Genomic DNA, 19,731 nt, shown 5'->3' on the forward strand with positions numbered 1-19,731 from the left:
GCAGATCGTTAATTCAGGGAAAGCTAAGGGTAATTACCTATGTCAATCCTGAGCCAAGTCTAATAGGGATATTAGAAAGGTGCAGAGACTACTTAAATTAACCTAGAACAGGTGAAATAAGCACGAAAGCGATCCACCCTTCTACAACAGGGTGATGATATAGTCCGATACTCTTTGAAAAAAGAGAGCAAGGATAAAGAGCCTTGCATTACTACAATGACAACAAGTACCAAGTAAAGCTGATTTTATACGTATGGCCTTTAGAGCAGAAAGAGGTAGATTATTCACCAGTATTGACTTCAGTTTACAAAACGTTGGCTGAAGTCGTTAATCTAAACCTACTCAAAACAGGGAACGCCCTCATGTAACGGTGGAGCCAATCCTGTGCTTCTAGTGACAAGAAGTGCAACGACTGCTTGTTAATTATCATCTTGATTCATAGTTAACAAAATAATGAGTCGTCTATCAACCAAAATTGATAAATCTATCGAACTCATTTATACGGTAGGCTATGGGCTTAGTGGTCACAAAATTTGCCCATTATTTGCAGGAATGCAACAGAAGGTATAGTCTAATCCGGCTCCTTTAAGGAGTGTTCAAATACCATGAAAATGGCGGTATACATACAACAAGAATTACGTTGGCTCGCAATAGTAACACAAGAACCAGTTCTAATTGAAGCCTTTAAGAAAGGTTTAGATGTACATAGTCAAATCACTTGCCAAATTAAGGGGTTTACTTATAACTTGTTTGAGGATATTCGAAATTATAAAAGAGAGACATTAAAAGAGACTCAGCATCATATACAACAGCTTATAAATAAATGGTCAGATACCCCAGAATGTCTATATATCTTGAAGATATATAATATGAAGGAACTAAATAGTACTACTATTCCTTCTCTGGCAAATGCTTTTGAATCGCTTAGAAAAGAAATGAAAAGCATTGTATTCGGTAAAGGGATTGCCGAATTAAAATCTCACTCAAAACAGGGAAACCTAAGTGTATAGGCATAAGGCAATCCTGTGCCAAAGCGTTCATTTGAATGGCAGGTGCAGAGACTTATAGCGTTCCGCGGTTAATAAACAACCAATCTAACGAGTTCGCTTAATGTGAGAAGCAGCTTAAAATAGTTGCTAAGGTATAGTCCACTCCCTTAGGAAACTAAGGGGTTTAAGTGACCTTATATGGTATAACAGAAATCGGTTTATCCGATCAATTAAATATTACAAAAGTAGCAGCGACCTCGTTAATTAATCAATTTAAAAAACAATTACCCAACTTTTTAAGATGGGAAGCTGAAACACATAGAGAAGTTTTAACCAATGGTTATGTAAAAGATTTTTTTGGTAGAAAAAGACGTTTTAAAGAAACAATATTAAAAGCTACCAATTCTTCCACCTTTAAGAACAAAAATTCAGATTGGAGATTAGAGAAAATAAAACGGCAAAGTTGTAACTTTAAAATACAAGGAACGTCTGCGACACAAGTTAAAAAAGCCATGGTAAATTTATTTTATCCCACCCGGCCAGATGGTACAAAATGCTTAGATAGAGATGAATGGCTACAGGAGAATTACAAATCTATACTTGAAGAGCATGATATACACATCGTATTACAGATACATGATGAATTAATCTTTGATGTACCACAAGATGTTTCCCAAGACGTTTTAAAAGAAATTTCAAACATCATGCTAAATGCCATTCCTTCTACCCATTTAGGAGTGACATTCCATTCGGATATTCATACCTCTCCATATTGGGGTGGCACATTTTCAATGGAAGAAATTAAAGAGTTTTCTAATAGCGATGTAGATCTGAACAGATTATTTCATCAACAATTTAAACAGAAAATAAACAACTTCCTTAATTCAACGTTTTAGGTGAATTTAATGAACACTCCCCCACTTAGCAAAGCTTGAAGTGGGAGTTTCTAACGTTTCGACCTAACGGACGATTAACGTCAGGGGAGTTAACACATTAGCGAGCTGTTTCACGCCTAACCCCTCTATCCCATTTGTCCATGCATTTGGGATTACTTTTCGTAAAATGTTAGCCGCAGCATTTACATCTGCATTAATTAAAGTTTTATTTGCTGAACGATATATGCCGCGCTTTATTCGTTTTCCTGAAAAAGTTGTATTTTGGTCATTTTCTCCATACGTTGGAATGAAGTCGTTATCCAGAAAACTTGCTTTCGATGTATATGATTCTTCAGTTACAACAACTTGAATGCCTACAGCATTTGCTTTGTATGTAATCATTTGAATCAGTAAATTATGTGGGATATGACTAAACGATTGGTTATTTCTTTTTCCCATATTCGTTTCTTGTTTCCAACTTTTGTTTTGACCAATAACGATTTTACAAACTTCTTCTTCTTGAGCTAGTTTTACGATATGGTGACTAACTTTATGGAAGACATCTTTTATTTTCAAGTAACGTTTTTGATGAAGTTTTTCTATCCTTTTAGAAGTAAAAGGTCCTTCATTAGTTTGTTTTCCATTTCTAAGAATGCTTGTAAAATGACTCTTCATTTTGTTGTAATATTGATTTATGCTTTTGACATGTTTGCCCTTAACAAGGACAGGTTTCATACCTGTGTTTGTTACGATGGTTGCAAGGTTATCAATCCCTAAATCAATACTCATATAACGAGCATTCTCTTCAATCATTTGTTGTTCAGAAGGAACATCAATTACCAATTCCACTACATATTCATTGTATTTCGGAATCACACGAACTTGTTTCAGTTTACCTTCAGTGAAACCTAGTTTCCCAATATTTAATTGCAATTTCGTCTTTGGAAACTTTAAAAATCTACCGTTTTTAATGATGCAATCTTGGTTTGTATACAGAATCTCTTTTTCAGAAGAACGAATATACTTTGGAATCCTAGGCATTCCATCATATTTGTTTGGATTCTTTTTATAGTCTTTTAAACTAGCAAAAAAAGATTTCCAATTTTGGAACAAACCTTTCATGATGGACTGGCTACATTGCGTAGGCAAAGCTCGATAATCATTTTGAATCATAGCCTTAAATAGTGCATCTAGAAAGTTGTAATCTACATAAGGTTTTTCAAAATTAGGTTCTGAAAACAAATTACATGTAATCTCTTTCTGTTCTTCTTTAGGCTTTAATTTCTCTTTTTCCAATTTCTTCTGATAGGCAAGAAGTTGTGTGTCATTCATCTTACCAATATTTTTATGAATATTATCCAGAACTTCTTTTTGCAAAGGCTGCAACTCTTTTTCTTGTGTTAATCCAGTGTACACCTGGCGTATATAAAAGTTTGTGGTGTTGTACATGTTCTTAGCGTTATGACAACATTCTTGAAAATAAGAATACATACGATGCCCTTTTTTAATCCAAATTTGAAGAGTTTTATAGTTTGATGGATTTTCCTTTGTCATTTTATTCACCTCCTTGTTAAGGATATTATAGCAAAAAAGAACATACGTTTCCGTTTTTTTCTCGAAAATAAAATATTTCTTTCGATTCACCTCACCACCTTCACTTACGTTTAGAGGTTGGAGTCCTCTCGAAAGGAATGATAGAAAATGACTTGAAAATTAAACATTATAATTGCCACTTTGATTAAATGAGATAATAATAAAAAAACGTACACTTCTGTACGTTTTTTTATCTTCTTTAGTTCCTAATTATCTATACAAAAAATTGAAATACCATTTCAACTTCTGCCTCATTTGTATATTCAACCCTAGGCATGGTGCTCGGATTACCATCAATAGCTAACGATAACGGTGCAATGCTAACCATTGGTGTAGGTGTTGTTAATAAAACCTTACATGCAGTTACCCATTCTACGCCATATTTCTGACGCGCCGAATCATTTAATTTCACATCAATTCTAGAAATATTTCCAAAGTTCGTTACTGACTCCCCTGTTTGCCTATTGAACCCTTTAACCGCAATACCATTACGTAACGAGTCATACGATACAATATACTTCTCTGATGCAATTGTAAGGATTTTATACGGCATTGCGCTCTTAACAAATTCAAATACATTTGGTCGTTTGTCGGGCTTTCTAGTACTCATCTCAAATACTTTAATTAACTCAATATCTTTAAGTGATAATTGTCTCTTTTTACCTCCGCAATTGCTTGCTGTATCATATGGTACAGGAGCTATATCATGAGATAATTCACCTGGAATATCAATACAATTAAAGCATCTTTCAATAGATTCTATAATTGTAACAAAGTTTAATAATTCAAAATCTATATTTGTACGTTCTAATTCATATAATTTTTGTTCAAGCATCTCTAATTCTATTTCCAAACGACATTTTGTAATAGAGGAACAATCTGAACTAGCTATATCATCTCTCATACGCTGCATAGCATCTTCAATAGCTAAGATTTCCTCATACAAATCTCCAAATCTAATTGTCATTATCACTTCCTCCTCACTTTTTTTTCGGAGCCTTAGTAGGATCTAATGTCCAAGTGATCCAATCGCTTACATCTTTTAAAGAGCTTACATGGAAGTACTCTCTACACTGTCTAAAGAAAGGAATGATAGGACTATTCCAATTCCCTGGCCCTATTTTCCCAGGTCCTTTTCTTCCTGGAAGAACTGTATATATAGTTTTCATAGGCACTAACGCATAACGATTAAATACTTTAAGGCTATTTAGCTTCCCGTCAACCTGATCGTATGTAACTTCTTTATACAGGCGATGTGAAGGTTCGCTACTGCCCTCTAACTTTTGTCTATCATCTGATACAAGAATAAGAGAATTCTCTACGGGTTTACCATTTATTACACTTTTATCTATCACTTGATCAATTGAATGATAAATTGCAGACATACCAGATTCAGGGAAATCCGATCCTCGATTAAATGTTAGCGTACTAATATCAGAAAATGCTTGTGCTAATCCTTGTACATCTACACTTTTATTCAGTAGAATTCTCCAAAAGTTCGGCCTATTCTTTCCTGCTCTGTCTGTAGGATCAGCATAGGCTACTAATGATACTTTACATGGGATTTTAGCAGCTTTAGCATAACGTTCGATTTCATTTGCTGTGGCAACTAATAAGTTTCTAACACGACCTCCAGGTTCAAGGCCCCCTCCTTCAAACATAGATTCAGAAATATCCACAACGAAAATAATATTAACCCCTGTGACTGTAACAGGCGGTACCCATGGATCCGGTTTTGGATAAGGTAAAACTTGTGGTTTTCGTGCATAAGAAGGTCTCACGCACTCCCTTATACATTCCCTAATTTTATACATTAATGTATCCAAGTTTTCACCAGATTCAAGTCCTGATTCCATGATTACTTCACGTATAGCTTCTAATTCATCTACATATTGCCGTAAAGCATCTACTGAGTATGGATGGCTATGTGCCATACCCTTACGCAAATCTTTAATCATTTTATCTATTTCTTTAACATATCTCATAATACTTTTGAGTTTAGGCATATCGATTGTAACCTCCTAACCAAATATAGTAAGCCCATTATAGGAAAAGGTGTGTCAAATGACACACCTTTGTGGTATTACCTTTTCAAATTTCTTCTCAATTTAAGGCATCTTTTTCTAATACTTCCTCTTCAGCCTCCATTTGGCTTGCTAATTTACTAGCCTCAATAAATTCCTGAATTTCTTGCTTAGGAGTAAATCCAACTTTCTTTTCAATATTTTTACCATCTTTCATAAACAGAAGCGTTGGAATCGTACTAACTTCACACAATTTAGTGATATCTAAAAATTGATCAGCGTTAACTTGAATAAATTTAATATCGTCAATTTCTTTTGACAATTCCTTAATATCCTGTGTAATCATTTTACAGGGGCCACACCAAGTAGTATAAAAATAAACTAAAACAAACCCTTCTACTATCTTTTCTTTAAATTCTTCAACTGTATTAATTTCAAACATTTTATTCCTACCTCCTGTAAAGTATTTATAAGGAAGAACGCTAACAAATCCTTTATACTGTATATTAATATAAAATAATTATATATTTGCATACATTTATGTCTACTTAATTTCCACCACAGCCGCATCCAACCTTACGAGCTACCGTATATGTATTACCGTCATTCCACTCTTGAGAAATATTTAATGCATTACGAGCAGAACTAGCCCAAACTTCTTTTTCTACATATTTTCCTTCTGCATCATGACCAGAAACCATATATTTTCGCTTGCCTAACAAATTAACCCTCTCCTTAATTACTTTTATAGAAATTACCTAAATGCTCAAAGCGAGGAACTTTTACTCCGCATACCTCAATATCCGCCATAAAAGTACTCTGAGGTTCAATCCAAGTATTTCCTTTAGCATCTTCATAAATTACCATTTCTTCATCAGTTCCTGTTTGTTTTCCCTTACCAGTAACGAGATAAATTCCACCCTTATAATATCTATAGATTTTAACTTTTTTATTATCCATATCTCCTCAACCTAAACATAATCCTCATATAAATTTATTTAATAATTTCCTTCATTTCTTTTAACCAATTTACTAAAACCATTTCTATTTCCTGCAAACGTCTTATAGAAGTACTTTCAGTCATTTTTTTAGATGCTTTATTGCAAATATAGAGACGTTCTTTTTCAATATCAAATACCAAAGAAAGATGGTAATCTTGTAAACCAAGTGAAGTGGAATCATATCTTACCATTCGTTTAATGGAATGCTCGATATGTATCTCCTTTAACTTACTAGCGAGGTTTTCTCTATGCTTTTTCCACTGATCCGTTGTAAATGTATTTAATAGCATATTAAATTATCACCAACCTTAAAATCATATCCTCTAAATCTCATTTATTAACTACACTAAAATTGCTGAATCATAGTCCCCTGATACAATATAATTAATCCCTGAATCATTATGAATTTTCATTATAATCACTTCGTTAATTTGATGATTTATAAACGATCCATAAGGTACCTCAATATCTTTCATTGCATCAATAACATTTTGAATCTCTTTATTCTTAACTTTCATTGCATTTTCTATTTTGCTGCTACTATTAGAAAAATGTAATGGATACTGTAAGTTTTGCTCCGTTACATTTTTTACATTTAGTTGTTTCACTAAATATTTCACATAATCTTCTGCTTTTTTAAGCCGATTCTCCATATTACGATAGTTCTTTTCCAGCTCAGCAATATAAAGATTTCTACTCATATCTACTTCATTATTAGAATTTGATTCAGAAGCATTCTTAGCCTTTTTATTCAATTGACTTTTTTCCTCATTGTTATCTCTTACTTGCAAATGTTGTACCTCAAGCAAATCTACATGTTTCAAAGCATTATTTTCACCTTGATCTAATTCTTTTTTTATTGTCTTTTGCAAGTAATTAAACCATTGGACTAACCATGTGTTATCAATGTCACCATGAATAATTTTGTTTTGTTCTTCCATAGAAAAATCCATGTCACAAATTCTAGCAAGTCCGGAATTAATGTCGATACTAATGGACAAATTTTCGCCACTTTGAATTAACTGTACTAATCGACTAATTTTCTTAGATAATTCCATATCGTTTACCTCTCCTATTTCGTACTGGTATTATAGTAGTCGATATATATATCAATTTAGTTGCGAGTTTTTTTATATCTAATTTAAATATTAAATTTGCTATAATACCTGTACTTCCTTATGAAAAATAATGTACTATGTTTTTACATTCACATTAAAAAATCTTAAGTAGTCGATAATTCATCTAATGGTTTATATTGAAATGCATTAGATTTTTCAGACTCTTTACCCTCTAAATTAATTGCCGTCATTTCAATTACAGATACTTTATCATTAAAAATGTTATGATCTAATTTAGCAGGTGAATGCTCAACACCTGTTAAAACTAATACATCATTTACAAAAATGTTATAACTCTCACTATCAGGTGACGTACTATAATCAAATCTAACTTCTACTCCGCTTTCCATATTATCCACAGAAGTAATAGCTGGTGGTTCAGGAGCTTCATTTCCTACGACTGTAATTGGTACAAATACTTCATGCACCCCATTTGTAATGACTATATCTGTTGTTCCTCCGCTAAGGCCTGTTACAATTCCTTCAGGGCTCACCTTTGCTATATATTTATCTTTGACAGAATAAGTAGTGCCTGTACTCGCCCAATATACATAAATTAACCAGTTATCACCAACTTCTTCTTTACCATCTGTTTGGAAAGTAATCCCTAAATAGTCACCTTTTAAATTTACAATTCGATATTCATTTCGTTTATTCGTTGCTATAACTTGTAACCCTTGTGTTTCTCTATCATCACCCACACCAAAACCATTGGTAGTCTTTACAATTTCAACTATTCGTTCTTCAAATTTATAATTACTAATGTCTACCGCTGTAATTAAACCTTTATTATTATATAAATTATCTATATCTTTAAATAACATAGCCGGACGAAGTTCAGCAGTAACATTCTTTGTAATCCCATCACTAGTTAATGCTTCTACATTCAACTGAACTTGATCACCAGTGTTGAGATTTAAATGCTTGTGGGAAACCATTAGAAAAGCTGTTGATGATAAAGGCTCGAATTCTGTATTAAGAAAAGCATCTACTTTCTTCTGGTACTTCTTTAGAGAGTCCTCTAAAACTAACTTTGCTTCTCTATAGGAAGTCTCAATTAATGCAGAACTTACCTCATCTCTCTTTTGCTCTAAAGTACCTAACTTCGTTAAAATTTCTTTTGCCCTCATATTTCATCCTCCCTCTTGTATCGCATTCATTATAAGGATTTACAAAATTTTTTATTTAATTTTTTGTAGAATAATTCTAGCCTTTTGTATAGTCATATTGTTTAACTTCCCAAAAGAAAAGTCCTTCATATTCAAATCTATAAAGTAAATTTTCAATGATGCTGCCTTGTTCATTATTATTTTTTAAATGCAGGATGTTCTTGAATACTTCTTGTTGCTTTAGATTCACCTTCATTCAACTCAGTTGTATCTAGAGAGTTATCTTTAGCTAAGCTAACTAACATGGTCATATATTCAACTTCTGCAAAGGATATGATAGAATTTTCACCTTTAGCATTTTTACGAATTATAGTAGTACCATTTTCTTGCCATTCCTTAAACTTACTTTGAAAAAAAACATCTGCTTCCTCTAAGCTAAGACCTTCAGTTAATTCTTGTGTCTCACTCTTTAATTTTTTTACTAATTTATCCTCCAACCAATCAACTTTCTTTGAATTTCCACTTTTAAAATAAAAGACTGCAGAAACGTTAAATTTATTTATTTTCATATTTAAATTCCTCCTAGATTATAATCTTTCATCTACACCTGATCTTACTCTAAAGCTTCAATAGGTTAATTAGTTTGATATGGAATTTATCCTTACAGCTATATATTTATAGTCGTTTTACTTAACTAGAATGTTGCGAACTTATTTCCTAATAATTAAGAACGAGCCAATATCATGAGAAGCATCTATAGGTATTGATATAGTTCCTTTAATATGAGAGTTACTTGATTTGCGAATTGAAATACTTCCCTCTAATCGCGATGCACTTGCTACATAAATAGAACTTTTTATCTCTTCAAACATACTCATTCTAATAATAGCTGTTCCACTAAGAGTATAGCTCGCATACTGTCTTGTTAAAATTGTAGACAGTATTTGTGACATATCAGGGTATACCACTAAAATATTGCTATGAATCTCCATAAATTTATAATAAGTACCATCTGCAAAGGGTTCCGTATTTAATACTTTTCCAATTAATAAATCGTATGCTGAGCCGCCAATCAAATTAATATCATGATGTTTCTTTGTATCCATGTGCTCAAATACTAATACAGTACGATTATTAGAAAAATCATATACCCCACCTAATTTACAAAACACAGGAATGTTATTATCTCGAAAGATAGTTGTAATCATTTCAGGAAGTTCACTTTCAAATTGCTCATGATAAGTTTTATATTCCCCTGTCTTTAATATGACATTGTATACTATTCCATCAATCTTAATTTCTAAGTTTTCATCTAAAATAGAAATAACATCCTCCAATTTTTTATCACAATATATTCTATAACCATGCGGAGTCAATGCCACTTTCTTCACCTCCTAAGAAAATCCAACTTTTAACAGCTTTATTACTCTTTAAAAAGTTTTCTTTGCTTTTAGTTTTGTTTAACTGAAATTTAGTTTGAATAAAACAGAATCATTACTCCTCCTTTTTCATAGTAGCTATCGAAATATCCCTAATAATAGTTGTTAGATTTTAAAAATCTAATATAAAATAGTTTTTTCTAACCTCTAATTCCATACTTACAAGTAATCTCCATCTGTTCACTTAATACATCTATATTTTCTTCCCGTTTTAGATCATTCTACTTTTTCCGTCGCAACCTATTAACTTCTCATAACGACAGTTAGTATGCAGATTCAACAAATAGGAGGATTTAAAAATGACAAAAAACAAGTTACTAAAGACATTATATTTCAATTCAAATACTTTAAATTGGGGCCTATACTTTGATTCATTACATCAACCTTATTTCTTAAAATTAACCAACAGTTTTTTCTTCTTTAATAGAGTTGGGGTGAATTAAAGTGCCTTCCCAAAGATATATTGACCTTAGAGAAGATAATTTACCTGACTTACATAACAATGTGTTATTGAAAGCTTGCCAAGAGGATCCTGATTTACTCTCTGAACTTTTATATGAAAATAAAGAATTTCTCTTCTCAATCATTGCTCACTACAAAGGAAGCATTGAATCCCTGAAAAACAAATTTAACGTGGATGAAGAAGAGTTACTTCAACACGCTTATATAGCTGTTATTACAGCAATTAGAGATTTTGATTTTAATAAAGGAATTAAATTTACTACTTATATTTATCGGCCAATTATATGGGAAGTTAACCAATTACTCTATAATGATTCTAGACTTGTACGCTTAAGTCGAAGTGCAGTAGATCTACTCAAACAAATGGAGAAAGTTGAAAATGAACTAGGTTATTTTCCAAAAGCTGAAGAATTAGCAAAATTACTTGATGTTACTGTAGAGCGCATTGAAAATGTTCTTCGATTCGCTTCAGAATTAACCTCTTTAAATTCACTTGAAAGCTTTGAACCCGAGGATTACTCAATAGGTTATGAAAGTAAAGTAATGGATAAAATCTATGTAGAAAATCTACTTAAAAACTCCGATTTATCCGAATTTGAAACTCAAGTGATCAATCTTATCATGGATGGTAACAATAACTCACAGATAGCAAAAAAATTAAATATCTATCCAATGACAGTTAATCGTGCTTTAAACCGTATAAAGAATAAATTAGATAACAACTTTGAGTCAAAACGATTGTCCAAATATGAAAGTGAAATTGGACTAATTGCAGAAGAAATGATCGAATTAAACTGTATAATGAATATAGAACAACTCAAAGATTTATTAGATGTATGTGGTTACAATATAAGCAAGTATAGCTCTCGAGTTTTATATTATATTCGTCAACAAGCTATAAGCCGCTTAGATCAAAACCTATCTGAATGCAATAATTGCTCGCAATAAAACTTAATTAAAAAAGTATATAACATTAAATGACAGAATATTCGAACTGTATAAATTCTCAAAAATCGTTTTAGTTATATATAAAAATAAGCAGATTCTTTAAATAAAGAATCTGCTTATTTATTAAATTTCTTGAATCCACATACCATAGTTAGGAAGAGCTAATTTTAATTTATTAAATGTTTCATCAACCCATGATTTAGTATTAAAATCTCCTACGATAATTCGATAATTATCATTCCCTAAATTTTCCTCCCACAAACCATAACCAGGTAGAATTTCTTTTACTCTATTCATTGTGGCATCCTTCCACTCAGACGTATTAAAGTCCCCAAGATAGATACGATAAAACGTATTGTTCTCCTCTTCTCCCAAGAACCATTTAAGAGATTTGTCACCATTCAAACGGTTAACATCACAATTCCCAATTCCAGAAACATACCCACCTGTTGTATTGTCTGCGTATTGCCATAAATCACAACTATATTTCGGCTTATTGCCATAGCGTGGAACCCATAAAAAATCAGCTTTTACATTACTTAGCCCATATTTTTCATACATATGGTGGCTTACATATAAACCAACTTTCCACCCTGCCGCTTTACATGTATCAATAAATGCTTGAGATGCTGCAGCTAATTTGCTTGGTCCACAACTTGCGAGTGTATCATCTTCTACATCTAACACTAAGAATCTAGCATTTGGACTAACTCGTGCCATAAAATCTTTTGCTTCCACAATTGCATCATTAACACTTACATAACACCCATATGCATATGCTGCATGCGGGACGCCATATGCTTCTAATTTTTGCACATGCTGATTATACAATTTATCACGTTTCAATGAACCATATTGAACACGACAAATAGCAAGATCTAGGTTTTTCGCCGCCACAGCCCAATTAATATTATCATTCCATTTTGAAATATCAACAATATATCCCATACTTTAACCCCATCCTTTTTTAACGTAAAATATCAAATTTTTTCAAAAATCCATTCGCATAATTCGCTCCTCTACTTGCCAATAATCCTGCAGATATAATGGATATATATTTTCCATATCCATTCAAGTCAAAGAAGTTTAAATTAAAAGCAAATGCTAAAGAAATACCTACAAAAATAGATAACAGATACGTGAAACGATCTTGAATAGTTCTATTAGGTATCATGTTTTTTAGAATCTCTGTAAGAGATTCTGTTAGAATTGCTAAAATCACTAACAATGCTCCATTCTCTAGCATTGACTGTAAAAGATCATTCATTTTCTATTCCTCCAATTTAAAATAGTGCATACCAAGTTTGCATACCAACTACACCATCAATAGATAAGAAACTAGAATTACGCTGATACTCTTTAACCTTTTCTTCTGTTTCCTTACCAAATACACCATCAACACTCAATTTTAATGTTCTTTGAATCGCCTCTATATTCCGTCCCCTATCGCCTCGTTTTATAGACTTTCCTGGATATGGTCGAACAGGAGGGCTCCTCATATACTCTTCTAGTTCTAAGTTGATGTAATTCTTGCCTAATTGAGGTGAACCTGGCTCGATTAAAATACTTTGTCCTTCATACAATGCATGGATGTCCAGTTCTGGATTTAGTTTTTTTAAACAATCTGCTTTTATACCAAATTGTGTGGTTAAAGACTGAAGTGTATCAGTTGCACGTATTGTATATAACTTTCCATTTTTGACCGATACCTGTTTAGCTATCATATTGGTTTCCTTTGTACAACTTTCAAACTCGTCTACTACATCCATAATGAATTGATTAAAGCTTTTACCTACAAATTCTAGTCCTTTAGCGGGATCACTTCTCAGCTTAGAATCTAGTACATCATGCCCTATAATATCTCGGCGAGGATTTAGTCCAAACTTATAACAAATATAAGCATGTAGCCAAACATAGCGCTTATACGAATCTACCTTATCAATTTTTTCACCGTAGCATAATTCTACTCCGATGGCAGAATTATTAGCACATGTATCATATAATGCATTACTAGTATTAACATCATAAATTACATGAAAGGCATATTCTGGTTCAAGTGTCACAGCAGGTATACACTCAATAATTTGTTTATCATCTACGAGAAAATGTACCGCAGTATTTGATTGATTCTGTGTACGTTGATAATAATCTACACTTTCTCTTGCTGTTAAGTTTGGATGCTCTATATCATGCGCAACAATAAATTGAACATAAATGCGATTACCAGGACGCTTGGTTGATCCTTCATCCAGATAATCCGTTTCAATTTCAAATTTTTTCTTAAATCCCACATCAAGACCTCCTCATGCCTGAATAAAATGAAGAACATCAATCTCGTATTGCAACACTTGATTTGCATTATTATAAGGAGAATATTTAATGGTTTAACATTTACTTAGAATAATAAATATATTTAATATAAAAACAGATAGAGGTAGTCCTTGCCTTTTAAATAACTAATTATTCTGAATGTATTTTCCAGGAGTCACCTTATTCCGCAATACTATTGCGTCTCCTTTGTACCTCTTCTTTTAATTCTCTATTCGCAGTGGTTAATTCATGCACTTGCGTTTCCAGACTCTCATTACGAGCCGTTAATTGTCTTACTTGTACTTCTAATTGAAGGTTCGCTTTTGTTAATCTAGCAACCTCAAGAGTTAGTTCTTTCACCTGATTTTGATATGTTAACATCATATCTTTGAGTTCAATTCGAAACTGTCTTTCGTCATCAGATAAAGAATGACGGTTAGTACTGGTATCGATACTGGTGTTAGAAGTTGGTTTATTCTTAGAAGTTAAGTAACCAAAACCTCCTGTAATAAACATGCCTAATACAGAAGCAATTGCAGAAATTAAACTATCTTTCATTAACCGTCACCTACTTTCATCAGCTTAAGATAGAGACCTGCGGCCATAAGTGCCCAAACAAAATAACTTGTACCTGTTGTAGCACTATCACTTAACCATAAGGAAACGGAAACAAATGTCCAAAATCCAATAGAAATTAACAATCCAATACTTCTAATAATCTTATTATCTGTAGCGACCCCATATAATAAGAAGAAAGATATAAATAAGCATTGCATGCCCCATAACTGTTCCGGCATAACTTGCTCCATAGTACTGTAAACAGAATTTTTAAATGTAGCAATGGGAGATAACAATAGAACTGCCCACCACAGTGCTATACTGATCAAACCAATTTCAACAAGATTGTATTTTCTCTGTTTAGGCATATATAATAGCCTCCTACTTTTAGAAATTCTCCCACCTTAGACATAACTTAATGTGAATTATTACAAGGTAAAGAGATGTTACACATGGAATACACTCAAAATTTTTATCTCCATATATTGTCAGAGATAAAACGTATTCCTATTTCATTTATCCTTATAACTTAAGGCAGTTATCACTTTCTATCATTGAGTCTTATCTAGCTTCTTACGTAGAATAGTTAAAACAATTTCATGTCACTATACATAAAACTAACTTTCTACATTGGAAATATTTACGCTATTAAATAATTTAAGTAAAAAATTTATATATTCCCTCTAACATTACTCAAAAATAAAAAGATAACACTTTTCTTAGAGAAACACTATCTACAACACAACACGTTAAGAAAAGTTACTTTAATTAAACCATTGAAAGTTCTTTAGAAAATGAAAATTGATTTTTACAGCAAAATCATAAGAATTTATAGGACTTATATATTTATAAATTTATTATCTTATTCAATAGAAATTATAAGAATTTAATCATAAAAAATAGCCTACCCAGTGAAATGGTAGACTACTTTTCTCTTTTACATTATATAAGCATAAGGATATGCTGTTACAACCTCAATACTACTCTCTAAATTGCTAACACGCTTAATTAAAGCTGTTACCGATATCTGTGATTCATCACTTTGTCTTACAAAGAAATTGTAAGCTTGTAAGTCACTTTTATCAGACTGTCTAACAGCTACTGTTCCAAGTTTATCATATACAGCTGATCGTCTTACTGCAATTGTACTGCTTAAATCTTCCTTATCACTCTGCCTTATAATAACCGTGGAATTTACACTGTAATGTTCAAATACTTCGACTAAACCAACAAGATTACTATTCGAAGACTGTCTTACGGTAATTTTACCATTAAGTAAACCACCATCTGTTTGAGAATCACCCCATACTCGTACAGTAGCGTTCCCGAACAAATTAAAATGATCATAGCAAGCTATTTCACAAGCTAAATCTGCTAAGGCAATTTGTCTTGCGGCAATCTTGGAAGGTAAATCACTAACTTGTTTAGCTTGAATAAATCCATTTAATCCGATTTCAGCACTTCGTCTAATACTAATACTTGATTCTTGATTCTGGTTATCCCATATTCGAATAGCTATTGTTCCATCTAGTTGTCCGCCATCAAGCCAAGAGTCACCCCATACCCTTACTACAATAGAGTTTTCTAGTATCACTGCACCAGTTTGTCTTATTCTAATAGAAGAGGCTAAATCTCTATACCGTGGCTTACTAGCAGTAATGCTAGAGAACAAGTTAACCCAAGGCCTTACATACCCCTTAATCGGAAGCCTATCTTCAGTATTTTGTTTAACTCTTACATAACCTCTAAAATCTATATGACCTATAGCTCTTACAATTAGTTCTGAATAGAAGTTACCTGAATTTATTTCAAATATACTGTCTAAATCTGAGCTTCTTCTTACTCGCGCATTTAACATGGAAACCAGATTTTTTTGCGCATTAATAGGAATCGTAATAAACGATTGTAAATTACCTGAGTTTACTGTTACAATACCTGGAACATCATACATCATGCGTAGATTAATCGAAGAAGGAATTTCCTCCCACCCACCTAGCGGAATATGAATAGTCGCAGGAAGATTGTTCTCAATATTTTGTCTTGCAATTACATGGCCATTTAATAAAGATTTCTCCCAAACATTAATGTACGTTTTTAAATTAGGATTTCCTATGTTACCATAACCTTCTAAATCCACTCTATACTTAACGTACATTTCAGAATGTTGATCCGTACATTCTTCAACCCTAATTCCAATTGTACTATCTAATTCAACTCGCTCTTTAACATCTAAACTACCAGGCAACTCAAAACTACGTGTGATTTCAAATTCCATGAGTAGATTATTTTGCAAGTCAGTATCATTAGACCATACTCTTATATCAAAATTAGAAATGAGATCATCCCTATAAAGAACATAAACACTAGAGACTTTATTATTTTCAGTAATACTCATAGTAGAGGCTATTTGCCCACCATTAACTATAGGGTTCCCCCATACACGAGCGGTAATATTAGTGTTCAAATCATTTCTATAAAGAACATAAATACTCGAACGTTTTTCTATTTCATTGGCACGAATATAACCATCAAGGTCAGATGCACCTATTGTTTTAATAGCTATTTTTGCAAGAATTTCACTAAAATCTTTTTGTCTAGATACAATACTACCTATAATTTGTGGATGGTTAATCCAAATTCGGGATTCTAACTCCCTAGGTTGATGAATATGTAAACTAGATGATAGATTACCAAATCCTTTATTATCTCTAACAAGAATGTTACCAATTAAATCTTTTACCTTATTCTGAATAATTGTGATTTCTGCTGAAATATACGCATGATCATCAGAATATATCTGCATGTCATAGTATGTAACTTCTAACTCTGGTCTTCGCTCGATTGCTTCTTTTGTATAAAATCCTCTAGATAAATTTTCGGACTCTTCTACTGCCCGCACTAAGAAACCAAGGTTAGGTTTTTCATATATATGCCACTGCTTAACTAACTGCGTAACATCAAACTCTACGTATCCAGCTGCTCCACCTATTACTCTAGTTACAGAAAATCCATCTATTGCAGCTTGAGGTTGGTTAGCCCACGTTACACCTGTTTCATTCCATTGACTATTACTTTCAATGACCTGGACAGACTGAGAACCTTGTCCTCTCCCATCATAATACAGTCGTAAAATAGCTTTACCTATTTCAGTATTTACTGTAGGTATTGTTGAAATATCAAATCCCACAAGGGAACGATATTTCTCAGGAAACGGTGATCCAGTCCTACCTATATACATCTGTGTTTCTGAACCATAGTTTAATTTCGGGAAAAATTCACGAATAAATGCATCCTTATTCGGATACAGTTTCATATTAAACTTTGGCCTTTCCATCATGCCATAACTAGCCCTTAATACGAATGGCTTAGAGACAAACAATTTACATTGTAAATTTTCAGTTACTCTAATCGATAACTTAGATGATAACCACTCAAAATAAATAGGCGCTATTTCATAGGTAACCATCATACTGTTTTTCAAATTAATGAACATGTCTCCATATAATTCATTCCACTCTTTAATCCCTAAATCCATAGGTAAATCTGCTATAAAGATTGGAGAAATTTCATAACTGGCAGACATTATTCCTTTTACAGCTACCGTTAAGGTACCATCGAGCTCTGAAAGACTAGTAATAGTAATTTTTGAAACCAAATCATCTATAATAATCCCAGACATACCATACTGTGCTCTCATGGATGAACGGGTCGTCACGTTAATGGTAGAGAGAAGTTCCTGTACAGCTCTTACAGTAAGATTTGCAGGGAAATCTCTAATGGTAATACCATCTATTCCATAGGTTGCTCTTAGATATGAATTAGTAGAAATGTGTATACTTGATTCCAAGTTATTCGTACCCATTACAAAAATCTCGGAATAAAGATCACTATAATACGAAGGCTCAGTAAAATATGTAGCCCTTACTAATCTATCTACATTTATATTAACTCCAATATTGGAAGGTAAATCTTTAAAATATGTTACAGAAATAGCACCTTTAAAATCATGATATGAACCTTTGTCTGTTTCATACTTAGCAGACAAATGAATTTCTTGCATATTCACTATAATGTTTGATTTTAAATGTGCAGGATACGTCAATACATTTACTTCAGAAAGTAAACTTGAAATATATTGCTCATCAATCTCATAATGACCTACTAATTTGGCATAAGGGTTAATAGATATATTGGAAAATAGATTGTTATGTGTACATACTCTAATTTCTGATTTAAAATCGCTAGATCTATAACCCTCCATATTATATTCAGAACGCATATAACTGATAGGATTGATATTCAATGTACATCTTAAATCTTTTTGGAAATGTGTGACGCTAATTGTAGCAACTAAATCTTCTTCTCCAAATTTATCAATCTCATATTTAGCGGCTATTCTAATACTTGGATTAATTATAATAGAACTTATCATATCTTCAGGTTTCATAATATCTATGAAGCCTTTTAAATTTTGACTATCTACTTTGGCTGTCTCATATTTCGCTGTTGCTCGAGACATTATGCTTACATTTAAGGTAGCTTCTATCTCATCATGCCATAATACTAATCCCTTAGAAGATAGTTCACTTTTATTGTCGATAATAAGAAAACCTGCATTGTAACTATTCGTTACCTCATCCCAACTAAGTGCCCTTTGATATATTCTAAAAGTTGCTATATTTCCTTCAAAATAACTATTATTTGCTGTTGATAATTTACCTAATACTAATGGGGCTGTTGTATTAATATATTCCCCCAATTCAGGTAAGCTAAAGCCCTGCGGAGCTGCATTGATCATACCCCATAAGCGTTCTCCATCATACAGTAAAGTTATGTGTTGCCAAGCCTTTACGTTAACTTCAGCAAAAACAAAAGACATTTTCTTGGTTTCTGTCGTTATTTGAACCCGAATTTCACGAGTATCTAAGTCAAAATAAAGTGAAAACCCTCGTTCACTCCCCGCACCATAAGATGCGATATAACCTGACTTAACTGGTTTGACCCAAGTTTCAAAAGTAAAACCTGAGTCTGTTGGCAGTAATTCCAAATGATTAGGGATTACCACATAATTGTTAAGGCCGTTAAAGTAAAGTGAATAAGGGTCCGTAGGTATATTCATACCTGTCCAAGTCTTATCTTGCGAGAAGTTAAAATTTATCAAACTTCCGTTATGCCCTTTTCTTGATAAATCAAACCAAGAATTAACAGGGATTGTATTTACACCCTGTGAGTAACCTTGGTTAGCTAACGCAGAGTGTAAATGTAAGGTCAGTCCCTTTAACGGATATGCCATTCTAATCACATC

The 19,731-nt window shown here is 32.7% G+C and carries 20 protein-coding genes; 3 read left to right on the plus strand and 17 right to left on the minus strand.

Annotation, left to right across the window (positions count from 1 at the left end):
• The first annotated feature begins 605 nt into the window (after window positions 1–605).
• Both ACZDYH_RS18205 and ACZDYH_RS18210 read left to right on the plus strand, forming a co-directional pair.
• Window positions 606–1,010: a hypothetical protein gene (locus ACZDYH_RS18205; protein ID WP_000781409.1), complete on the plus strand. Its 405-nt coding sequence runs from the start codon at window positions 606–608 to the stop codon at window positions 1,008–1,010.
• Window positions 1,011–1,177: 167 nt separating this feature from the next.
• Window positions 1,178–1,885 carry a DNA polymerase gene (locus tag ACZDYH_RS18210; RefSeq protein ID WP_102956637.1) on the plus strand — a complete coding sequence of 236 codons (708 nt, stop codon included), beginning with the start codon at window positions 1,178–1,180 and terminating at the stop codon, window positions 1,883–1,885.
• Between the two features lie 63 nt (window positions 1,886–1,948).
• On the opposite strand, the gene ACZDYH_RS18215 is transcribed toward ACZDYH_RS18210, so the two are convergent.
• The 11 genes from ACZDYH_RS18215 to ACZDYH_RS18265 form a co-directional block, all read right to left on the minus strand.
• Window positions 1,949–3,418 carry an RNA-guided endonuclease InsQ/TnpB family protein gene (locus ACZDYH_RS18215; RefSeq protein WP_102956638.1) on the minus strand — a complete coding sequence of 490 codons (1,470 nt, stop codon included), beginning with the start codon at window positions 3,416–3,418 and terminating at the stop codon, window positions 1,949–1,951.
• 253 nt (window positions 3,419–3,671) lie between these two features.
• Window positions 3,672–4,424, minus strand: a complete 753-nt coding sequence (locus ACZDYH_RS18220) for a hypothetical protein (RefSeq protein ID WP_098382362.1) — start codon at window positions 4,422–4,424, stop codon at window positions 3,672–3,674.
• Window positions 4,425–4,437: 13 nt separating this feature from the next.
• On the minus strand, window positions 4,438–5,463 hold the full coding sequence (locus ACZDYH_RS18225; protein ID WP_001125259.1) for a vWA domain-containing protein: 1,026 nt from the start codon (window positions 5,461–5,463) through the stop codon (window positions 4,438–4,440).
• 97 nt (window positions 5,464–5,560) lie between these two features.
• Window positions 5,561–5,923: a thioredoxin family protein gene (locus ACZDYH_RS18230; protein ID WP_000461692.1), complete on the minus strand. Its 363-nt coding sequence runs from the start codon at window positions 5,921–5,923 to the stop codon at window positions 5,561–5,563.
• A 106-nt stretch (window positions 5,924–6,029) separates the two neighbouring features.
• Window positions 6,030–6,203: a hypothetical protein gene (locus tag ACZDYH_RS18235; protein ID WP_000900867.1), complete on the minus strand. Its 174-nt coding sequence runs from the start codon at window positions 6,201–6,203 to the stop codon at window positions 6,030–6,032.
• 13 nt (window positions 6,204–6,216) lie between these two features.
• Window positions 6,217–6,441: a DUF1653 domain-containing protein gene (locus tag ACZDYH_RS18240; protein WP_000369000.1), complete on the minus strand. Its 225-nt coding sequence runs from the start codon at window positions 6,439–6,441 to the stop codon at window positions 6,217–6,219.
• Between the two features lie 34 nt (window positions 6,442–6,475).
• The gene (locus ACZDYH_RS18245) at window positions 6,476–6,772 is read right to left on the minus strand and encodes a hypothetical protein (protein ID WP_000926108.1); all 297 of its coding nucleotides are present in this window, start codon (window positions 6,770–6,772) and stop codon (window positions 6,476–6,478) included.
• A gap of 51 nt (window positions 6,773–6,823) precedes the next feature.
• Entirely contained in the window at window positions 6,824–7,540 is a 717-nt protein-coding gene (locus ACZDYH_RS18250) for a hypothetical protein (protein ID WP_474886862.1), read from the minus strand.
• Window positions 7,541–7,704: 164 nt separating this feature from the next.
• Window positions 7,705–8,730 carry a hypothetical protein gene (locus ACZDYH_RS18255; protein WP_001201725.1) on the minus strand — a complete coding sequence of 342 codons (1,026 nt, stop codon included), beginning with the start codon at window positions 8,728–8,730 and terminating at the stop codon, window positions 7,705–7,707.
• A 176-nt stretch (window positions 8,731–8,906) separates the two neighbouring features.
• The gene (locus ACZDYH_RS18260) at window positions 8,907–9,278 is read right to left on the minus strand and encodes a hypothetical protein (protein ID WP_474886864.1); all 372 of its coding nucleotides are present in this window, start codon (window positions 9,276–9,278) and stop codon (window positions 8,907–8,909) included.
• 141 nt (window positions 9,279–9,419) lie between these two features.
• A complete protein-coding gene (locus ACZDYH_RS18265; protein WP_001229379.1) occupies window positions 9,420–10,091 on the minus strand; it encodes a hypothetical protein in 672 nt (223 codons plus the stop codon).
• Window positions 10,092–10,592: 501 nt separating this feature from the next.
• Here ACZDYH_RS18265 and ACZDYH_RS18270 point away from each other — a divergent pair.
• Window positions 10,593–11,558 carry a sigma-70 family RNA polymerase sigma factor gene (locus tag ACZDYH_RS18270; RefSeq protein ID WP_434714655.1) on the plus strand — a complete coding sequence of 322 codons (966 nt, stop codon included), beginning with the start codon at window positions 10,593–10,595 and terminating at the stop codon, window positions 11,556–11,558.
• A gap of 123 nt (window positions 11,559–11,681) precedes the next feature.
• On the opposite strand, the gene ACZDYH_RS18275 is transcribed toward ACZDYH_RS18270, so the two are convergent.
• From ACZDYH_RS18275 to ACZDYH_RS18300, 6 genes are all read right to left on the minus strand, one after another.
• The gene (locus ACZDYH_RS18275) at window positions 11,682–12,506 is read right to left on the minus strand and encodes a GH25 family lysozyme (protein ID WP_000540599.1); all 825 of its coding nucleotides are present in this window, start codon (window positions 12,504–12,506) and stop codon (window positions 11,682–11,684) included.
• Window positions 12,507–12,525: 19 nt separating this feature from the next.
• Window positions 12,526–12,825 (minus strand): hypothetical protein, encoded by a 300-nt coding sequence (locus tag ACZDYH_RS18280; protein WP_000998963.1) that lies wholly within the window; start codon window positions 12,823–12,825, stop codon window positions 12,526–12,528.
• Between the two features lie 16 nt (window positions 12,826–12,841).
• Window positions 12,842–13,849, minus strand: coding sequence for an N-acetylmuramoyl-L-alanine amidase (locus ACZDYH_RS18285; RefSeq protein WP_434714657.1), 1,008 nt, complete (start codon window positions 13,847–13,849; stop codon window positions 12,842–12,844).
• A 199-nt stretch (window positions 13,850–14,048) separates the two neighbouring features.
• Window positions 14,049–14,426: a hypothetical protein gene (locus ACZDYH_RS18290; protein WP_000655295.1), complete on the minus strand. Its 378-nt coding sequence runs from the start codon at window positions 14,424–14,426 to the stop codon at window positions 14,049–14,051.
• The gene (locus ACZDYH_RS18295; protein WP_046392586.1) at window positions 14,426–14,794 is read right to left on the minus strand and encodes a hypothetical protein; all 369 of its coding nucleotides are present in this window, start codon (window positions 14,792–14,794) and stop codon (window positions 14,426–14,428) included. The genes ACZDYH_RS18290 and ACZDYH_RS18295 overlap by 1 nt, the downstream gene beginning before the upstream one ends.
• Window positions 14,795–15,363: 569 nt before the next feature.
• Window positions 15,364–19,719 (minus strand): DNRLRE domain-containing protein, encoded by a 4,356-nt coding sequence (locus ACZDYH_RS18300; RefSeq protein WP_434714660.1) that lies wholly within the window; start codon window positions 19,717–19,719, stop codon window positions 15,364–15,366.
• Window positions 19,720–19,731 lie beyond the last annotated feature (12 nt).

The sequence above is a fragment of the Bacillus sp. EB V-12 genome, assembly GCF_056158125.1.